The sequence below is a fragment of the Pararhizobium sp. genome (assembly GCF_035497515.1).
In the GTDB taxonomy this organism is placed as follows: domain Bacteria; phylum Pseudomonadota; class Alphaproteobacteria; order Rhizobiales; family Rhizobiaceae; genus Pararhizobium.
Window position 1 is genome coordinate 1 of sequence record NZ_DATJDJ010000051.1, and the last position, 16459, is coordinate 16459.

Here is a 16459-nt window from a genome sequence, read left to right on the forward strand (position 1 = left end):
CATGCTGGCCGAGGCCGAGGCAGAAGCGCTGGCGGAATACGGCAACGGCGAATCGGCGTCGATCATCGTCACCGCGCATGAAAAATGGCATCCGGGAATCGTCGGGCTGCTGGCCGCGCGCCTGAAGGAGAAGTTCCGCCGCCCCGCTTTTGCGATCGCTTTCGATCCGAATGGGCGGGGAACCGGTTCGGGCCGCTCGATCAGCGGCTTCGATATCGGCAAGGTGGTCCGCGCGGCGGTCGATTCCGGCCTGCTCGTCAAGGGCGGCGGGCATGCAATGGCGGCGGGCCTGACGGTCGAGCGCGCCAATCTCGGTAAGCTGCGGCACTTCTTCGAGGACAAGGCCGGCGAGGCGGTGAAAGACCTCGTTTCGGCCGAAACCCTGAAGATCGACGGAGCGCTTGGCGCCGCCGGTGCCAATCTCGCGCTGATCGATCAGCTGGAGCAAGCCGGGCCGTACGGGGCAGGGCATCCGCAACCGATCTTCGCCCTGCCGGCGCACCGGATCCGCGATTCCCGCCAGGTCGGTGTCAACCACGTCAAGGTGACGCTGGAAGGTCAGGATGGATCGCGCGTCGAGGGGATTGCTTTCCGCGCGCTGGAGACGCCGCTGGGCGATCTTCTTCTGTCGGAGCGTGGCATGTCGATCCACGTCGCGGCATCGATTTCGGCGGACATGTGGCAGGGAACGCGCCGCGTGCAGTTGCGGATCATCGATGCCACGAAGGCGCTCTGACTGGCGCTCACGCGTCGCTGCCATTATGCATCGATTTCGGGGTTCTGAGGACCACAATGGTACGCCCTAGGGGAGTCGAACCCCTCTTCCCAGAATGAAAATCTGGTGTCCTAACCGATAGACGAAGGGCGCAGCCGTTGTGTGGGCGTCTTATAGTCAGCGGCTTCGAATGCTGCAAGCGCTAAATTGCATTTTTCCGGTGATTTTTCGCAATAAAATCAGCGCTGAAGAAAGGTCGATAGGAGCGAGTGAAAGCGCTCGTCAGCAGCCCGGTTCTGCTGCCAGCCGCCACATATATCGATGTCTGGGAGAGGTTCACAATGGTACGCCCTAGGGGAGTCGAACCCCTCTTCCCAGAATGAAAATCTGGTGTCCTAACCGATAGACGAAGGGCGCAGCCGTTGTGTCGGCGTCTTATAGTCAGGGCTTTTGATTACCGCAAGCGGCAAATTTCATTTTCTTGTAAAAAAGTCCCGCTATGGGGATATCTTTCCAGCCGAGAGAGATTTCCAAATAAAATCAGCCTGTTACAGGGTCAGCCCCTGCGGCGGCGGCAACGCCAGTTCCAGTCTCTGGACTCGCCGGTGTCGATATGAACCGATTCCGTATGGCAATAGGTGCCGACCCCGCCACGTCCGGGAATGGTGCGCAGATATTGAGCCAGGTCCCATTTGCTGACGCCCGGCACCTGGATATCCGCGGCTTCGCAGGTCGTATGCCGCGAGTGCGGGCGCCCGCCGGCGCGGCGGTTGTGCTGGATGTCGCGCAGGCCGGAGGTCACCATGATCTTGCGGCCGTAATGATTTTCGACCACCTTCAGGACCTGCAGCAAATCCGGCTTGAAGCAGCCGGTTTCGACCTTGTCCGTTTGTAGCCACAGGCCGTTTGGTGCCAGGCGCGCAAGTCCCGGCAGTGATGCCAGTTGGATCGACGGGCTGTCGTCGTCATGGCTGGGCTCGGAATCATCCGTCGTGGCAAACATCGACGTGGTTCTGACGCCGGGCAGGGCGGTGAAGCCGAGCGCGGCGATCTGCGGCTGCTGCATGCTGTTGATCTGGGTTTTCTTGACCGGCGCCTTGGCGAAACGATCCCCGTCGAACTGATTCTTGTTCCGGCGCTTGGCCGCGAACAGCCCGGCCAGCGTCAGGGTCTTCTTTGCCTGGTCGGGCGTGTCGTCTTCATCTTGCGGCTGGCTGGAATTGGGAACAATCGCGGGCTGGGCTGGAACTGTTTCCGTGAAGGCTGTCTGCACCGCGGGGTGCGCGTCACCCGGCGCACGCATGGTGTCACCGCTCGAGGGAACCGGCACGTTCACGGGAAGCGGCGTGCCCTCGCTATCGACCTCGGCGCTTGCCATCTGTTGGCCGGGATCGACAGTGCCTTGCGTATTGCTTGCCCCTTCGAGCGGCAGCGGCGTCGGATTGGCGGCCGGCTGGCCGCTGTTGAAAAGGCTGTTGCTTGCCGGATTGACGCCGGTGTTCTGGCCGGTCGGCAGCGGTACGGTGCCTTGACCGGTTTCGGCGGCCTGCCCCTGTACCGGCATGGCATTCGGTATCTGGACGGAGAAAATGCTGCTCGATGTCGCCTTCAGCCCGGTGCTCTGCATCGTCAGCGATCCCGGTTCGCTGTTGGCGGGAATCGGCATCATCGCGTTCTGTTGGGGATAACCGAGTTGCTGCTGCTGTTGCGGATTGGCGCCGGCGGCCGCAACCTGTTGGTCTTGATACGCGCCGTCCGCTGGTTGCTGCTCCGCACCGGCAACGTCCGGGACGTCCTGTTCGGCCGAAGAGGCGGCCTCCGCGGTGTCCTTTGCGGCGCTCACGCATCCCGACAGGTTCAGCACGCAAACGGTCAGGGCGAGAGCACAGCCGAAACTGCGAATCGTCACCGCTTTTCGCAGAAGATGATGCAACGTTGGATCCCCACACAATAAAGACCGTGGCGACGTTTCGCTGCCGTCATGGCCATTCATCAGGAAGTCACACAGACCACTCGGTCCGCACGCACCCTTCGGGCCATTCGTGCGGTTCCTTGCGGCTTGACCGGTTCAGCCGGAAGCAGAATGCACGCAACCTCAAGCGGTAGCGGGTATCCAGGCCCCCTTAACGTTTCGTTCAAACATTAGTGAACGGACCGTTATTTGTAAACCTGCGCTAACGCAGGCGGCATGTTCTCGCCGTGTTTTCCGGGTTTTCCACCGCTGGTGGTCTGCAAGGAAAGGCAGGCGATATCCCTCAATCCGGCCCGAAAGAGCCGGAGGGCGAGGCAGATATCGCCTGTCCGCGTTGCGCGGAGCTTACCAGGCGCCGGTATTGGGCATCGACGCCCAGGGTTCCTGCGCCGGCAGGTTCTCGCCCTTCTGCAGGATTTCGATCGAAATGCCATCGGGCGAGCGCACGAAGGCCATGTGGCCGTCGCGCGGCGGGCGATTGATGATCACGCCGCTATCCTGGAGGTGCTGGCAGGTCGCATAGATATCATCGACCTCATAGGCGAGGTGACCGAAATTGCGGCCGCCGGTATAGTCCTCGGTATCCCAGTTATAGGTGAGTTCCAGGCACGGCGACAGTTCCGCCTTGGCATGGTCGAGATCGCCGGAGGCTGCGAGGAAAACCAGCGTGAACCGGCCCTTTTCGTTCTCGTAGCGACGGATTTCCACAAGGCCGAAAAGCTTGCTCCAGAAGTGAAGCGACGCGTCCAGATTTTTGACGCGAACCATCGTGTGCAGATAACGCATTGTAATATCCCTGTTTTGCTGAAGATGGTTATATGTAGCCAAGAGCCAGCCAGAGGCAAGGCTCGCGGGATAGGTTCGGTCAAAGTCAAATTTCATCGCAGGGCTTGCACAATTGCGGCGCGACGATGTTATTCTGACTGTCAAGAATCAGTTAACCGTAATGATTGTGACGCGTAATCGAGGGGCTGGACAGGCAATGGCGGACAGGATTTCAACGAAGGGCGTTACGCCGGAGGACGATTTCGGCAGCGATGCGCTCGATCTGGTTGAAATCACCGGTGTGATCAAGTGGTTCGACGTCGCTAAGGGTTTCGGTTTCATCGTCCCCGATAACGGCATGCAGGATGTTCTCGTCCACGTGACCTGCCTGCGCCGCGACGGCTACCAGACGGTACTCGAAGGCGCCCGCGTCGTCGCCCTGATCCAGAAGCGCGATCGTGGCTACCAGGCCTTCCGCATCCTTTCCATGGACCAGTCGACGGCGGTTCATCCCTCGCAATTGCCGCCGGTCAAGACGCACGTCCAGGTGACGCCGACCAGCGGCCTGGAACGGTGCCTGGTGAAATGGTTCAATCGCACCAAGGGTTTTGGCTTCCTGACGCGCGGAGATGGCACCGAAGACATCTTCATCCATATGGAAACCCTGCGCCGCTTCGGCCTGACGGAACTGCGCCCGGGACAGACCGTTCTGGTGCGCTTCGGCGATGGGGACAAGGGCTTGATGGCGGCTGAAATCCATCCGGATGTGCCGGCACCGACCGGAAGGGCACACTGATGCAGGAGCGCATTCTGCGTCGCACCGGAAGCGCCCTCGTGGCGCTTTTTTTGTGCCTTGTCCCGTTTCTGGCCAGGGCCGAGGTCGTCTTCGACCGCGCCCCCCTGACGGTCACGACGACTGACGGCAAGGTCCATACGTTCACCGTCGAGTTGGCGCTCGATAACGAACAGCGGGCGCAAGGCCTGATGTTCCGCCGCACCATGGCGAAGGACGCCGGCATGCTGTTTGATTTCGGCACGACGCGCCAGGTGATGATGTGGATGAAGAACACCTATCTGCCGCTCGACATGCTGTTCATCGCGCGCGACGGCAAGGTCATGACGGTGCGTGAGAACGCCGTGCCACACTCCGAATCGATCATCGATTCCCGCGTTCCGGTCGCCTTTGTGCTCGAACTCAATGCCGGCGTGGTCGAGCGCCTCGGGATTGCCGAAGGGGATCGTGTCGATGCCCCGCGCATTGCCGCCACGGTCCCGGCGGCCAAGCCCTGATCCCACATATGCGTCAGCACAATTGTGCAATTTTGCTGTTGCAGCGGCAGGGGTAAGCGTGTATCTCCCCGCCATCGACGGGTCACGGAGTGTAGCGCAGCCTGGTAGCGCATCTGGTTTGGGACCAGAGGGTCGGGAGTTCGAATCTCTCCACTCCGACCATCGATTTCTCCTTCTCGCATCTGCAACTCATTGGTGCTGATCAACGGACGCCTGATCTTGGGCGGACGAGGCTTACGCATCTGCCGCGAAACGCTGCGGGCCGGCAAAATCCGCGAGAAAGCGCCGGAAAGTCATTCCGTTTTAATTCGTTCTGCGCTATGGAAATGCGCAGTGATCGACGGCGCTGCGCCGCCGCAACGAAAACCTGTGGAGCCAGCCCGAGATATGTCCGCGAAAATCTATCGACCCGCAAAAACCGCCATGCAGTCTGGCAAGGCCAAGACGCATTTGTGGGTTCTCGAGTTCGATCAGGAGACGCCGCGCACGATCGATCCGATGATGGGCTATACCAGCTCGGCCGATACCCGCCAGCAGGTCAAGCTGACCTTCGAAACGGCGGAGCAGGCTGTGGCCTATGCCGTCCGAAACGGCATCGAGTATCGCGTCATCGCGCCGAAGGAACCGACCCGCAAAAGCGTGTCCTATAGCGATAATTTCCGGTTCAGCCGCACGCAGCCCTGGACACATTGAAAGCTCCAGCATTTCCGGAGGTGCTTCCTCCTGAAAAGCGGCCCCTTAGCTCAGCTGGATAGAGCACCTGCCTTCTAAGCAGGTTGTCGCTGGTTCGAATCCAGCAGGGGTCGCCAAGTTTTTAAAAGCTCAACAATTCCGCATCACAGTACGAAAAAGCCTATCACGGCGGCGATCGGCACGGGGACGCCGATCAGCCAGACCAGCAATTCGCGAATCATGAACTGGCGATATTGCAAATTTGCCGGCGAGAGGCCGGGTTCGGTAACATGGGTTGGGGATGTGGGCATGACCTTCTCCCGGTTAGATGCGGAACATTCAGTGTCAGGATGACGATGATTTGCGAAACGCCTGTGAAACGGGACGGCGCGTGAATAATCGTTCCGTCGAATTGTGTCCTAACTCCGCACGCGCCCTTTCGTTCCAGCGCCGCGCGATTCCGGCGGCGGGAGCGGCGGCGCCTGCAATCTGTGCCCTGGAACCAAGGAACTGGTCGCGCGTTCTGGCGGCATGGATCAGATTTTCGCCGACATGTTTCCCACGACGCAAATTCCCTACCCAGTGATCTTCGCGCGTTTCTGCGGCGCGATTTTCTTCGGCGGACTGATCGGCTTCGAGCGCGAGGCGCAAGACAAGGCCGCCGGTCTGCGCACGCATATTCTCATCAGCCTCGCCGCCGCGGTCTTTGCCATCATTTCCATCGAGAGCGTTCACATGCCGGGCCTGTCGGACGAGCAGGTGCGGATCGATCCGTTGCGCGTCGTCGAGGCCGTGACAGCGGGCGTGGCGTTCCTCGCGGCCGGGACCATCGTTCTTTCGGGCGGGCAGGTGCGCGGACTGACCACGGGGGCGGGCATGTGGCTTGCCGGCGCCATCGGACTTGCGCTCGGTTTCGGGCACTGGCTGATCGCCGCTTTTGCGCTCGTAGCCGGCTTGACCGTGCTTTACGCTGTCGCCAAGATTCAGGACGTCTGGCGGTCGCCCCAGTCCCCACAGCCGCCATTGGCGGTAACCGACAGCAACGAGCACCAGAACTCCGCCAACTGAAAAAAACGGGCCGACGGCATCATCTGCCAATCAGCCCGTCCGGTAAAAGTGGGATAGGGGAATTTCCGGACGTTCGCGGGCTGAGCAGCCTGCGAACGGGAGGTCTCGTACCGCCTCATCATGCCTGCTCGGCGATAAACGATTTGACATGAAGCGCAGGAAATTTGACATATTCCGAATGTCCTCAAAACAGATTGCAGACGCCCCGGTCGAGGTCGTGATCGTCATCCTGCCGGAATCATCGATCATGTCGCTGGCTTCGGTGCTCGATCCCATGCGCGCGGCGAACCGCGTCGCCGGACGTATGCTGTTTCGCTGGACGATCCTTTCGCCGGACGGTCAGGCCGTGCTTTTGACCTGTGGTGTGTCGATTGCCGTGGACGGCCTGTTTTCGGCGCGGGCGGCGGGCGATTTTCTGCTGGTGATCGGCGGCTTCAATATCGAGCGCCATGCCGGAAAGATGTTTACCGCCAGTCTGCAGGCCGGGGCGCGAAATTTCTCCGTCGTGGCCGGCATCGAATCGGGCTGCTGGCTCCTGGCGCGTTCCGGCCTCGTCAACGGTCGCACCGCGACGGCCCATTGGGAGGAACTGGAGGATTTCGCCATGGCCTTTCCTGATGTTTCCGTGCGCGCCGACCGTTTCGTCACCGATGGCAAGTTCTGGACGTCGGGCGGAGCATCACCAACCTTCGATATGATGCTGCATATGATCCGCCAGCGTTTTGGCTCCGCGATCTCGCTCGATGTCGCCAGTATCTTCGTCTACGACGAAACCCACGCCGCAACCGATGCCCAGCCGTTGGTCTCGCTTGGCCGTATCGAATCGCTCGATCCGGAACTGACACGCGCCATCCGGCTGATGGAGCGCACGCTTGACCGGCCGCTATCGATTGCGGCCCTTGCCATGCGGGCCGGGCAATCGCAGCGCCGGCTGGAAATGCGCTTTGCCAAGGCGCTCGGAGTCAGCCCCGGCATCTATTATCTCCGGTTGCGGCTGCAGTCGGCGCATCGCATGGTCAGCGACACCAGGCTCACCATGCGCGACATAGCGCTCCGCTGCGGCTTCGACAGCCTGTCGTCCTTCTCGCGCGCGTTCAAGAACCACTATGGCGAAAGCCCGCTGAAACTGCGTCGGAACCATGATCGGGCGTCGTAGACCAGGCGGATAGACCACGGCGGGTGGCAAAGTGTAAGAGAGCAACAGGCCCTTTCTTCGCTGCGGCCGCCTTCGGGATCGGACGGCACTGTGCGAAAAATGCCACAATCTTGTCCTCAAGGCTGGGGAAAGCCGCTGGAGGTAAGATCTGACGGATGATTGCGCGGTGCGCGCGAGGAGTGTTCAAGTGTATTGGTTGGGTCAGCATATCCGTGTCAGCGCAGCACTTGTGATTCGAGAGACGGCAGCCCGCTACGGCAGCAAGCCGGGCGGTTATATCTGGGCCATTCTCGATCCCCTGGCGCATGTCCTGATGATGACGACCATCTACCAGACGCTGGCGCGGACACCGGCGCTCGGCACCGATTTCGCCCTGTTCTTCGCCTCGGGCTATCTGCCATTCTCCGTCTATCAGCAGATGTCATCCTTCGTCGCCAGCGCGATCAGGGCTAACAGGAACCTGTTCTCCTATCCCGTCGTCTCGCCGTTCGACGCGGTCGTCGGTCGCTATATCCTGCAACTGGTGACCTCGGTCCTGGTGATGATCTTGGTTTTTGCCATCTGCACGTCCGAACCGCAACGCCTGGGTCAGTTGGATGCGGGAACCGCGGTGCAGGTGGTGATGCTCGCGTCCATGCTTGGCGTCGGCGTCGGCATGGCCAATGTGGCGCTGTTCAACGACTATCCGCTCTACGAGAAGATTTTCACCCTTCTCAATCGTCCCATGTTCATGACATCAGGCGTTCTGTTCCTGCCCGACATGCTGCCACGCCCCTACAGCGACCTTCTCCTGTGGAACCCCTTAACGCACGTTACCATGTGGTTCCGCACCGCCATCTACCCGGAATACACCGCCACCGGCCTCGACAAAACGTATGTCTTCAAATTCGCCGTCGCTTTCGTGATGCTCGGCCTGACGCTGTTCACCATGTCAAAATCGCTGCGGGAAGACCGGATTTGAGGGCGGTGGTGATGGGTCATAAAAGAACAGCCAGACACGTATCGCGCAAACGATAACAGAGCGAGGAGGCCGCCAAAAACGTGGCGGCCTCCTCGTGCTTTAAATGAAGTTCTGCATGAAGCGCGCGCCGGATTTTACGGCATACTTCCGCACAAGGGCGGCGACTTCCTGTATGTTGTCGTTCTTGGACGACAGGGATGCTTCGACTTTTCGATCGGACATCGCGATCGGTTTGCCGAAAAGAGAGTTCGTATACTGGATCGACGCCAATAGCCGCGACTCTGAATCTGGATGAGCGCCCTTGTGCAGGCAACTCGTATCGACCAGCATGACAGAACCGGCTTTGCCCGTTATGCGTATCACGTCATCCGCCAATCCGGCTTGGGCGATCGAAACATCGGTGTGGCGACCGTCGGCCCAAAGATGTGACGGCCGCTTGCGGTGCGTGCCGCGAACCAGCGTATGCGGCCCTGACGTCAGTTCCACATCCGTCAGGTAAACGAAAATCTTGACGAAACCGAGCCGATGCATGTCGTGATGAAACAGCTGCGCTGTATCGGACAGTTCCTTGGAGTTCTTCGGCTTTACGAATGAATTCAGGATCGAGACCGGCGTGTTGAAGATAGGCGGAACGCCCATATAGGCTTGCACGATCGACATCAGGAGTGGATCTGATGCAATTTCGTACATCTCTTCAAAGGTCGTGGCGAAACGGGAGTTCAGTTTGATTTGCATGGGGGCGCCGTCCTTGCCCTCCACTGCAGCCTGGACTGCATCGCCGTTGTCCTTGACGAGTTGATTCATGATTTTGCTGGATAGGCTTTTAACGACGCTGTCGGGCAGGAAAACCTTGGATTTCCACCATCCATGCAACTCAAGGTGCCGCGCCGCGCCGTTGATGACCTTTGTCCACGCATCCGAATTCTGGTCTTCACCATCTTCGCCGTTGAGCATTGTAACGGTGGTTTCGCCCTTTTCTCCGGGTTTTTTGACGTAGTCGCCGAACATCGTCTGCGACATATCATATTGCACTTTCCGCGTATGCGTCGCGAGGACGTCGGAAAACACCTTGTTGCTGCGGCCCTCGGTTTCGGTGAACGCGGTACGGAAATTGGCGTAGTCTGCTTCCGTCGAGCGCCCACCGGACGCGACGTAGGACCGCCATGATTCAATCATTCTACGTGTACGCCAATTCGGCGGCAGGTAACCATCTATGTTCTTGTCAAGGTCATCAATGGCCAGTTGCTCAAGTTGAATACTGGCGTCGCGGGCTTCGATCAACAGGCGGTCTGGAAAGGTATTCATTAAGTTCCTCCGAGTTTAATGCGTCAAGGGCTGCCTTCCTGAATAAAATGTGCGGCTTTGAAAGCTGAGACTATCCTGGAAACAACCCAATTTGCTACATGGCGCCCGTCATCTTCTCTGAAGCTAAGAGGCGCGTTTGCCATTACAATTTCGTATGAGGGGAAATAAGTCACATTGTCATATTTGCGTGCAAGTGCGCCAAGCGCAACCCGTAATATGCTTTTACTCTCTGTATTGGCCACGATAATATCGTCGTCGCCGAACGTGCGGCCAAGCCCGACAGGAGAAACCGTCACGACGATGCGTGCACCTGGCCGGACCATATTGATAATATCGACAACTCTCGACATGTTTTCGAGGTTTTCTTCGTATGTCGACATGTAAAAGTCGGTCTCATCCGCACCGGAACCGCCAGAATATCCGGGTTTTTGGCAGGCTATTTTGCCAGTTCTCTTGTTGCGAAACACTTCGGCCATTCCCATGGTCAGGAAGAAAACGGAAGCTTCCCGAATGCCTTGGTCGATGGCCCTGTCGACATGTTCGTTTGCTTCCAGCAAATCTTGCGGCGAGCGCGCCAGAATAAGCCTGCGATAGGGGTCTTGATAAACTGGCTGACCTGTTTCCCAATACTGGTCCTTTGCGAGCCAGTAGTCTTCTGGATCCCTGGACCACTCTCCGACGTGGCGTTCAAATTCTTGCCGGATCGTGAAGGTATTGAAATAATCGCTATGTGGGCGTGCCGGCAAACGGTCGATGCGATATCGATCATGCGCCATAGGCACGTTCTGCATGGGCGGGCCGACATCAAGTCCTTCCGCAGTCAACGCCACCCTAATCCTCTCCGCGAAACAGCTTCCTATGGTGAAGATCTTGTCTGACTGACCAAAAATAGGCTTTTTCACAACCGTTAACAATTTGTTGTTGTGATGTGTGCTCCAGCGCGGGTTCGGCACATCACGCGCCTGAATTTTTTGAATTCGCGCATCCTTGGGCGCCGGGTCGTTTCCGATAGGTTCGGCATTATCATCGTCATTCAGCATGAGATGCCCCTAATCAAGTCGATCGTGCATACCATAGCCGCACCGCAATCCACCATCAACACTAAATCATACGTTGCCGACGAGGCGATCAAATCTCGGGAGATGTACGGCTCGGAAAACAATCTTCCTTGCCGAGGCCTTGGTCACGCCAGCAGCCGTTCGAATGCGGTCGCTTCAGTGGCGGTCGGGGGGAGTGGCAGCTACTTGCGATTGTTTGACAACCATGCAGCCTCGGCAGACAATCAGCCGAAAGAGCGGGAATATTCCTGCCAATTTTATAATGAAATAAAATGCTTAGAGTGGTGAGAGCGCAGGGATTCGAACCCTGGACCTACTGATTAAAAGTCAGTTGCTCTACCGGCTGAGCTACGCTCTCCCAAGACCGGGCGCTTGCCCGGCGGAAGTGGGCGGACATATGCACAGCGGCTTCGTTTTGGTCAACCCAAAAATCAGATGAAAATGTAAAATCACCGATTGACGTAGAGATCGCCAAAAGGTGATTGGCATCAATGGATGCATCGACGCTAAGACGGCGCTGGCTTGCAACAGGCTGGAGTTTTGAACGAGTGTCGATCGCTGATATGTCCATCTGGACCGCCGTGCTGGCCGGTGCCTTGTCTTTTCTTTCGCCCTGCGTCCTGCCGCTGGTGCCGCCCTATCTGTGCTACATGGCCGGAATCTCCGTCGATCAGTTCCGTGGCGGCGAGGCACAGGTCGCCGCGGCCGGGACTCGACGCGCGGTGTTCGGGGCCGCGTTTTTCTTTACGCTCGGCTTTGCCACCATCTTCGTGGCACTGGGTGCCGGAGCCTCCTCCATCGGGCTCGTTCTGCGCCAGCATATCGATATCCTCTCGCGTGTCGGCGGCATCGTCATCATCATCATGGGCCTGCATTTCCTCGGCGTGTTCCGCATCGGCATCCTTGGCCGCGAAGCCCGGTTCCAGGGCGGCGGCAAGCCGGCGACGCTGTCGGGTGCCTACATTATGGGTCTTGCCTTCGCCTTCGGCTGGACGCCCTGCATCGGCCCGGTGCTTGGCACGATCCTCGGTGTCGCGGCCGCTCGCGACACCGTGACCGACGGCGCGCTGCTGCTGGCGGTCTATTCCCTCGGGCTCGCCATTCCCTTCTGGATCGCTGCCGGCTTTTCCGGCGCCTTCATGTCGTTCCTGTCGCGGTTCCGCCGCCATCTTGGCCTGGTTGAAAAAATGATGGGCGTGTTTCTGGTGCTTGCCGGCCTTGCCTTCGTCTTCGGCTTCATCAGTTCCATGGCCATCTGGTTCCAGGAAACCTTTCCCGTCCTGATGCAAATCGGCTAAGCACGGGCTTCACCAGAGGCTTGCGCATAAAAAATGGCTGAAATATCCGGACTTGTATTGCCGTTCTTCGGCCTGATCTTCGTGGGTTACATAACGGCACGCCTGCGACCGCATGCGGCCGGCGAGGGGGCCGGCGATGCGATGGGCTGGCTCAACACCTTCATCATTTACCTCGCGCTGCCCGCCCTGTTCTTCAAGCTGGTGTCGAAGACCCCGATCGAGCAGTTGACCCGGTTCGATTTCGTCTTCACGTCGATGGGCGTGACCTACACGATCTTCGCGCTCGTCTTCGCCGCCGGTTACGTCATCCGCCGCAATTCACTGGCCGAATCGACCGTGCAGGGGTTGGCGGGCGCCTATGGCAATATCGGCTATATGGGGCCGGGCCTTGCTTTGCTGGCGCTCGGCGAGCCGGCGGCCGTGCCGGTGGCACTGGTCTTCTGCTTTGAAAACGTGCTGCATTTCATGGTCGCGCCGGCGATGATGGCGCTGGCAGGCGATGAGAAAAGTTCCGCCGGTCCTCTGGTCGTCGGCATTGCAAAGAAGATCGTGCTGCACCCGTTCATTCTATCGACCCTAGCCGGCGTCGTGGCTGCCGCCATCGGCTTCCAGCCGCCGGTTGCGGTGCAGAGGCTGATCGATTATCTGGCGCAGGCGGCGGCTCCTTGCGCCCTGTTTGCCATGGGCGTGACGCTGGCGCTTCGGCCGCTGAAGCGCATTCCGGCCGAGATCGGCTATATCGTCCCGGCAAAGCTCGTGCTGCATCCGGTGCTGATGTATCTGGTTCTGAGTTTCACCGGAAATTTCGAACCTGTCTGGGTGCAGACGGCGGTGCTTCTCGCGTCGCTGCCGACGGCGACCAATGTCTTCGTCATCGGCCAGCAATATGGCGTCTGGCAGGAGCGGGCGTCGGCGACCATCCTCATCACCACCGTCCTGTCGGTCGCGACCGTGACGATGCTGCTCTACCTCATCAGTTCAGGCGCGCTGCCGGCTGATCTTTTCCCGTAGGCTGTTGCCGAACGATCTGAGTGCGCTGCCGGGCTTGAGCCCCTCATGCATCATCAGAGTGCGCAATGGCGCAACGCTGGCGAGCGCCTGCATGCCGGCGGCGCGCAGCATCTGCACGGGCAGGAAATCGGACAACAGGGATCGGTTGAGCAGATCGACGCTGACCGTGCGGGTCAGGATATCCGTTCGCCGTCTGCGGTCATAGCGTTGGCCGAAGTCGCCAGGAACGGCGCCGGACCCCAGCAGGGAAACAGCCGCCATGATGTCGCGCAGACTGAGATTAAGCCCCTGGGCGCCGATCGGCGGGAAGGCATGGGCGGCTTCGCCGATCAGGATGGCGCGCCCCTTGCCGAAGGCCTTGGCAGCCATGCCGGAAAGCGGGAAGGACTGTGCGGTCGAATCGACGGTGACGCTGCCGAGCATCGACTGCATCCGCCGCTCGATGAGATCCGACAGCGCGTCGGCGGAAAGCGTCGTCGTGACCGCGGCGTCTTCGGGTTTCTGTACCCAGACGAGACTGGAGCGGGCGCCGGGCAGGGGAACCTGCGTGAATGGGCCGTCCGGCGTGTGAAACTCCGTCGAAATGTTCTGGTGCGGCACCTTGTGGGCGAAGTTCAGCACCACGGCGCTCTGTGGATAGGACCAGTTGCGCATTTCGATCCCGGCAGCGTCGCGCACGCCGGATCTGCGGCCGTCGGCACCGACCACGAGGTCCGCCGTAATGCTGAGGCCGTCGTCAAGCACAAGCGTTGCCCGCTCGTCGGCAAAAACGATCGTCGTCAGGCTGGCGACGATGCGCGTCAGCGATGGCCGGCTTTCGGCTGCCGTTTCCAGAAACGACAGGAAGGGGGCGTTCGGAATATTGTAGCCGAAGGCCTCGAGGCCGACTTCGGCGGCATGGAATGTCACGGTCGGCGCGCGCAGCAACCGGTTGGTGCCGTCGATGATGCGCATGCCGGCAAGCGGCGCGGCAAGCGGCGCGATCTGATCCCAGAGGCCGAGCTTGCGCACGAGTTGCAGCGACTGGTCCATCAGTGCGGTCGTGCGCCCGTCCATGCGGCCCGCCATAGGCGCGACCAGCGCGACGGTACGGCCGGTATCGGCAAGCGCAAGTGCTGCAAGCGATCCGGCCAGTCCGGCACCGACAACCACGATTTCATAATGTTCCATGACGTCCGGTCCCTGTGCATGCATGACGTATGAGTTACCCATCCATAGCTCTCGCTGCAGGCGAAGGAAATGGGGTGAAATGGCGCAGATGCCTGTTGCGGGTCCACAGATGATTGGTCCGCTTTCCAGGGACCCGATGCTTTTTGCTGGCAGCCAACCGGAAACGGTGCATATTATTGCCAACACCGCACACAAGGCGGGTGGGGAAGCGTGCGTCGTTGCAGCGGCTGTTTCAGCACGCTTCGGAAGAATGCGCAGAGTAAGGACAGGGTGCGTCTGCCGATGAAGTTTTTCAATTACAAGCGCGTGCCCTACGCAGAGATTCGCGCCTTTTCCGTCCATATTCTGACAGCATCCGGATCTTTCCTGGCCTTTCTAGGCGTCGTTGCTGCCGCCGAGCACCGGTTTGTCGATATGTTCTGGTGGCTGGGCCTGGCGCTGGCGGTCGATGGCATCGACGGGCCAATCGCCCGCAAGGTGCGCGTCAAGGAAGTGCTGCCGAACTGGTCGGGCGATACGCTCGACAATGTCATCGACTACGTCACCTATGTGTTGTTGCCGGCCTTCGCTCTCTATCAGAGCGGCATGATCGGCGAGCCATGGTCGTTCGTTGCGGCCGGGGCCATCGTCATGTCGAGCGCAATCTACTATGCCGACATGGGCATGAAGACGGATGAATATTTCTTCTCCGGCTTTCCCGTCGTCTGGAACATGGTGGTGTTCACGCTGTTCGTCATCGATGCCAGCGAACTTGCCGCCTCGATCGTCGTTTTCGTTTCGGTCGTGCTGACCTTCATGCCGATCAATTTTCTCCATCCAGTGCGCGTTCAGCGCCTGCGGCCGTTGAACCTGGCCGTCTTTGCGATCTGGTCGGTCCTCAGCGGCTATGCGCTGCTGTTGCACTTCGATACGCCCGGATGGGTGGTCACCGGTGTCGTCGGCACGGGTCTCTATCTCTACGTCATCGGGTTTGTCCTGCAGTTGTTTCCCCGGCTTGGACGGGGTTGAGGAGGTTTCATGGCACAGGCCATCATGGTGCGTTCGCTCGGCGGACCGGAGGTTTTGAAGATCGAGGGCATCACGCTGTCGGCGCCGGGACCGGGCGAGGTCCAGATCCGCCAGGTGGCGGTCGGCGTGAATTTCATCGACGTCTATTTCCGCACCGGCCTCTACAAATCGGCCGAAGGCCTGCCCTTCATCCCCGGCAAGGAAGGCGCGGGCGTCATCACCGCGGTCGGCGACAATGTCAGCAATTTTGCCGTGGGTGACCGCGTGGCCTACGCCTCGTCCGACGGTGCCTATTCGAGCGAGCGAAACATCGAGGTTTCGCAGCTCGTGAAAGTGCCCGACGGAATCACGCTGGAAACAGCGGCGGCGATGATGCTGAAAGGCATGACGGCGCAATATTTGCTCAACCAGACCTTCAAGGTCGGCCCGGAAACGACGCTGCTGTTTCATGCCGCAGCCGGCGGTGTCGGCCTGATCGCCGGCCAGTGGGCCAAAGCGCTCGGCGCCACCGTCATCGGGACCGCGGGCTCGCAGGAGAAGATCGATCTCGCGCTTGCCCATGGTTATGATCACGTCATCAACTACCGCACCGATAATTTCGTCAGCCAGGTCAAGGAAATCACCCATGGCAAGGGTGTCGACGTCGTCTACGATTCCGTCGGCAAGGACACCTATCCGGCCTCGCTCGACTGCATCAAACCGCGCGGCCTTTGGGTCAGCTTCGGCAATTCGTCCGGTCCGGTCGAGGGCGTCAACATCGGCATCCTCGCGCAGAAGGGCTCGCTGTTTGCCACGCGCCCGACGCTGTTCAGCTATGTCTCGACGCGACATGCGCTGGAGGCATGTGCAAACTCCCTGTTTGATGTTGTGCAAAGCAACAAAGTGCGTATCAATATCAACCAGACCTATGCGCTTGCCGATGCAAGCCAGGCGCATGCGGATCTCGAAGCAAGAAAAACGAGCGGAACAACATTGCTGATTCCCTGAGACAAGCCGGAGAGGCGGCCAGG

17 protein-coding genes and 5 tRNA genes are annotated in these 16459 nt (G+C 59.6%); 13 read left to right on the forward strand and 9 right to left on the reverse strand.

Going from position 1 to position 16459, the window contains the following annotated elements; translation table 11 throughout:
- A partial coding sequence (locus VL202_RS05415; protein WP_325463130.1) for a DHHA1 domain-containing protein occupies positions 1–736 on the forward strand: 736 nt, incomplete at its 5' end.
- 57 nt (positions 737–793) lie between these two features.
- On the opposite strand, the gene VL202_RS05420 is transcribed toward VL202_RS05415, so the two are convergent.
- The 4 genes from VL202_RS05420 to VL202_RS05435 form a co-directional block, all read right to left on the reverse strand.
- A tRNA-Glu gene (locus VL202_RS05420) sits at positions 794–868 on the reverse strand.
- A 189-nt stretch (positions 869–1057) separates the two neighbouring features.
- Positions 1058–1132 (reverse strand) — tRNA-Glu (locus VL202_RS05425).
- Positions 1133–1271: 139 nt separating this feature from the next.
- Entirely contained in the window at positions 1272–2624 is a 1353-nt protein-coding gene (locus VL202_RS05430; protein ID WP_325463131.1) for a D-Ala-D-Ala carboxypeptidase family metallohydrolase, read from the reverse strand.
- A gap of 408 nt (positions 2625–3032) precedes the next feature.
- On the reverse strand, positions 3033–3473 hold the full coding sequence (locus tag VL202_RS05435) for a VOC family protein (RefSeq protein ID WP_325463132.1): 441 nt from the start codon (positions 3471–3473) through the stop codon (positions 3033–3035).
- A 196-nt stretch (positions 3474–3669) separates the two neighbouring features.
- Between VL202_RS05435 and VL202_RS05440 the strand changes: the two genes are divergently transcribed.
- From VL202_RS05440 to VL202_RS05460, 5 genes are all read left to right on the forward strand, one after another.
- Positions 3670–4248, forward strand: coding sequence for a cold-shock protein (locus tag VL202_RS05440; protein WP_325463133.1), 579 nt, complete (start codon positions 3670–3672; stop codon positions 4246–4248).
- Positions 4248–4742, forward strand: coding sequence for a DUF192 domain-containing protein (locus VL202_RS05445; protein WP_325463134.1), 495 nt, complete (start codon positions 4248–4250; stop codon positions 4740–4742). Before VL202_RS05440 ends, VL202_RS05445 begins: the two co-directional genes overlap by 1 nt.
- An 85-nt stretch (positions 4743–4827) precedes the next feature.
- Positions 4828–4904: transfer RNA gene (locus VL202_RS05450), tRNA-Pro, on the forward strand.
- A gap of 225 nt (positions 4905–5129) precedes the next feature.
- Positions 5130–5435 (forward strand): ETC complex I subunit, encoded by a 306-nt coding sequence (locus VL202_RS05455; RefSeq protein ID WP_325463163.1) that lies wholly within the window; start codon positions 5130–5132, stop codon positions 5433–5435.
- A 39-nt stretch (positions 5436–5474) separates the two neighbouring features.
- Positions 5475–5551: transfer RNA gene (locus VL202_RS05460), tRNA-Arg, on the forward strand.
- Positions 5552–5578: 27 nt separating this feature from the next.
- On the opposite strand, the gene VL202_RS05465 is transcribed toward VL202_RS05460, so the two are convergent.
- Positions 5579–5725 carry a hypothetical protein gene (locus VL202_RS05465; RefSeq protein ID WP_325463135.1) on the reverse strand — a complete coding sequence of 49 codons (147 nt, stop codon included), beginning with the start codon at positions 5723–5725 and terminating at the stop codon, positions 5579–5581.
- A gap of 220 nt (positions 5726–5945) precedes the next feature.
- On the opposite strand from VL202_RS05465, the gene VL202_RS05470 reads away from it, so the two are divergent.
- The 3 genes from VL202_RS05470 (at position 5946) to VL202_RS05480 (ending at position 8599) form a co-directional block, all read left to right on the forward strand.
- On the forward strand, positions 5946–6482 hold the full coding sequence (locus VL202_RS05470; RefSeq protein ID WP_325463136.1) for an MgtC/SapB family protein: 537 nt from the start codon (positions 5946–5948) through the stop codon (positions 6480–6482).
- A 178-nt stretch (positions 6483–6660) separates the two neighbouring features.
- Positions 6661–7638 (forward strand): GlxA family transcriptional regulator, encoded by a 978-nt coding sequence (locus VL202_RS05475; protein WP_325463137.1) that lies wholly within the window; start codon positions 6661–6663, stop codon positions 7636–7638.
- Positions 7639–7825: 187 nt separating this feature from the next.
- The gene (locus VL202_RS05480; RefSeq protein ID WP_325463138.1) at positions 7826–8599 is read left to right on the forward strand and encodes an ABC transporter permease; all 774 of its coding nucleotides are present in this window, start codon (positions 7826–7828) and stop codon (positions 8597–8599) included.
- A 99-nt stretch (positions 8600–8698) separates the two neighbouring features.
- On the opposite strand, the gene VL202_RS05485 is transcribed toward VL202_RS05480, so the two are convergent.
- From VL202_RS05485 to VL202_RS05495, 3 genes are all read right to left on the reverse strand, one after another.
- A complete protein-coding gene (locus VL202_RS05485; protein WP_325463139.1) occupies positions 8699–9904 on the reverse strand; it encodes a phytanoyl-CoA dioxygenase family protein in 1206 nt (401 codons plus the stop codon).
- A gap of 23 nt (positions 9905–9927) precedes the next feature.
- Positions 9928–10944, reverse strand: coding sequence for a GSCFA domain-containing protein (locus tag VL202_RS05490; protein ID WP_325463140.1), 1017 nt, complete (start codon positions 10942–10944; stop codon positions 9928–9930).
- A 300-nt stretch (positions 10945–11244) separates the two neighbouring features.
- Positions 11245–11320 (reverse strand) — tRNA-Lys (locus VL202_RS05495).
- A 190-nt stretch (positions 11321–11510) separates the two neighbouring features.
- Here VL202_RS05495 and VL202_RS05500 point away from each other — a divergent pair.
- Both VL202_RS05500 and VL202_RS05505 read left to right on the forward strand, forming a co-directional pair.
- The gene (locus VL202_RS05500) at positions 11511–12260 is read left to right on the forward strand and encodes a cytochrome c biogenesis CcdA family protein (RefSeq protein WP_325463141.1); all 750 of its coding nucleotides are present in this window, start codon (positions 11511–11513) and stop codon (positions 12258–12260) included.
- A gap of 33 nt (positions 12261–12293) precedes the next feature.
- Positions 12294–13271: an AEC family transporter gene (locus VL202_RS05505; RefSeq protein WP_325463142.1), complete on the forward strand. Its 978-nt coding sequence runs from the start codon at positions 12294–12296 to the stop codon at positions 13269–13271.
- On the opposite strand, the gene VL202_RS05510 is transcribed toward VL202_RS05505, so the two are convergent.
- The gene (locus VL202_RS05510; RefSeq protein WP_325463143.1) at positions 13239–14441 is read right to left on the reverse strand and encodes a UbiH/UbiF family hydroxylase; all 1203 of its coding nucleotides are present in this window, start codon (positions 14439–14441) and stop codon (positions 13239–13241) included. The two genes, VL202_RS05505 and VL202_RS05510, sit on opposite strands and share 33 nt — an antisense overlap.
- A gap of 282 nt (positions 14442–14723) precedes the next feature.
- On the opposite strand from VL202_RS05510, the gene pcsA reads away from it, so the two are divergent.
- The gene (gene pcsA / locus VL202_RS05515) at positions 14724–15449 is read left to right on the forward strand and encodes a phosphatidylcholine synthase (RefSeq protein WP_325463144.1); all 726 of its coding nucleotides are present in this window, start codon (positions 14724–14726) and stop codon (positions 15447–15449) included.
- Between the two features lie 9 nt (positions 15450–15458).
- Complete coding sequence (locus VL202_RS05520; protein ID WP_325463145.1) at positions 15459–16436, forward strand: quinone oxidoreductase; 978 nt, start codon at positions 15459–15461, stop codon at positions 16434–16436.
- The last annotated feature ends 23 nt before the right edge of the window (positions 16437–16459 follow it).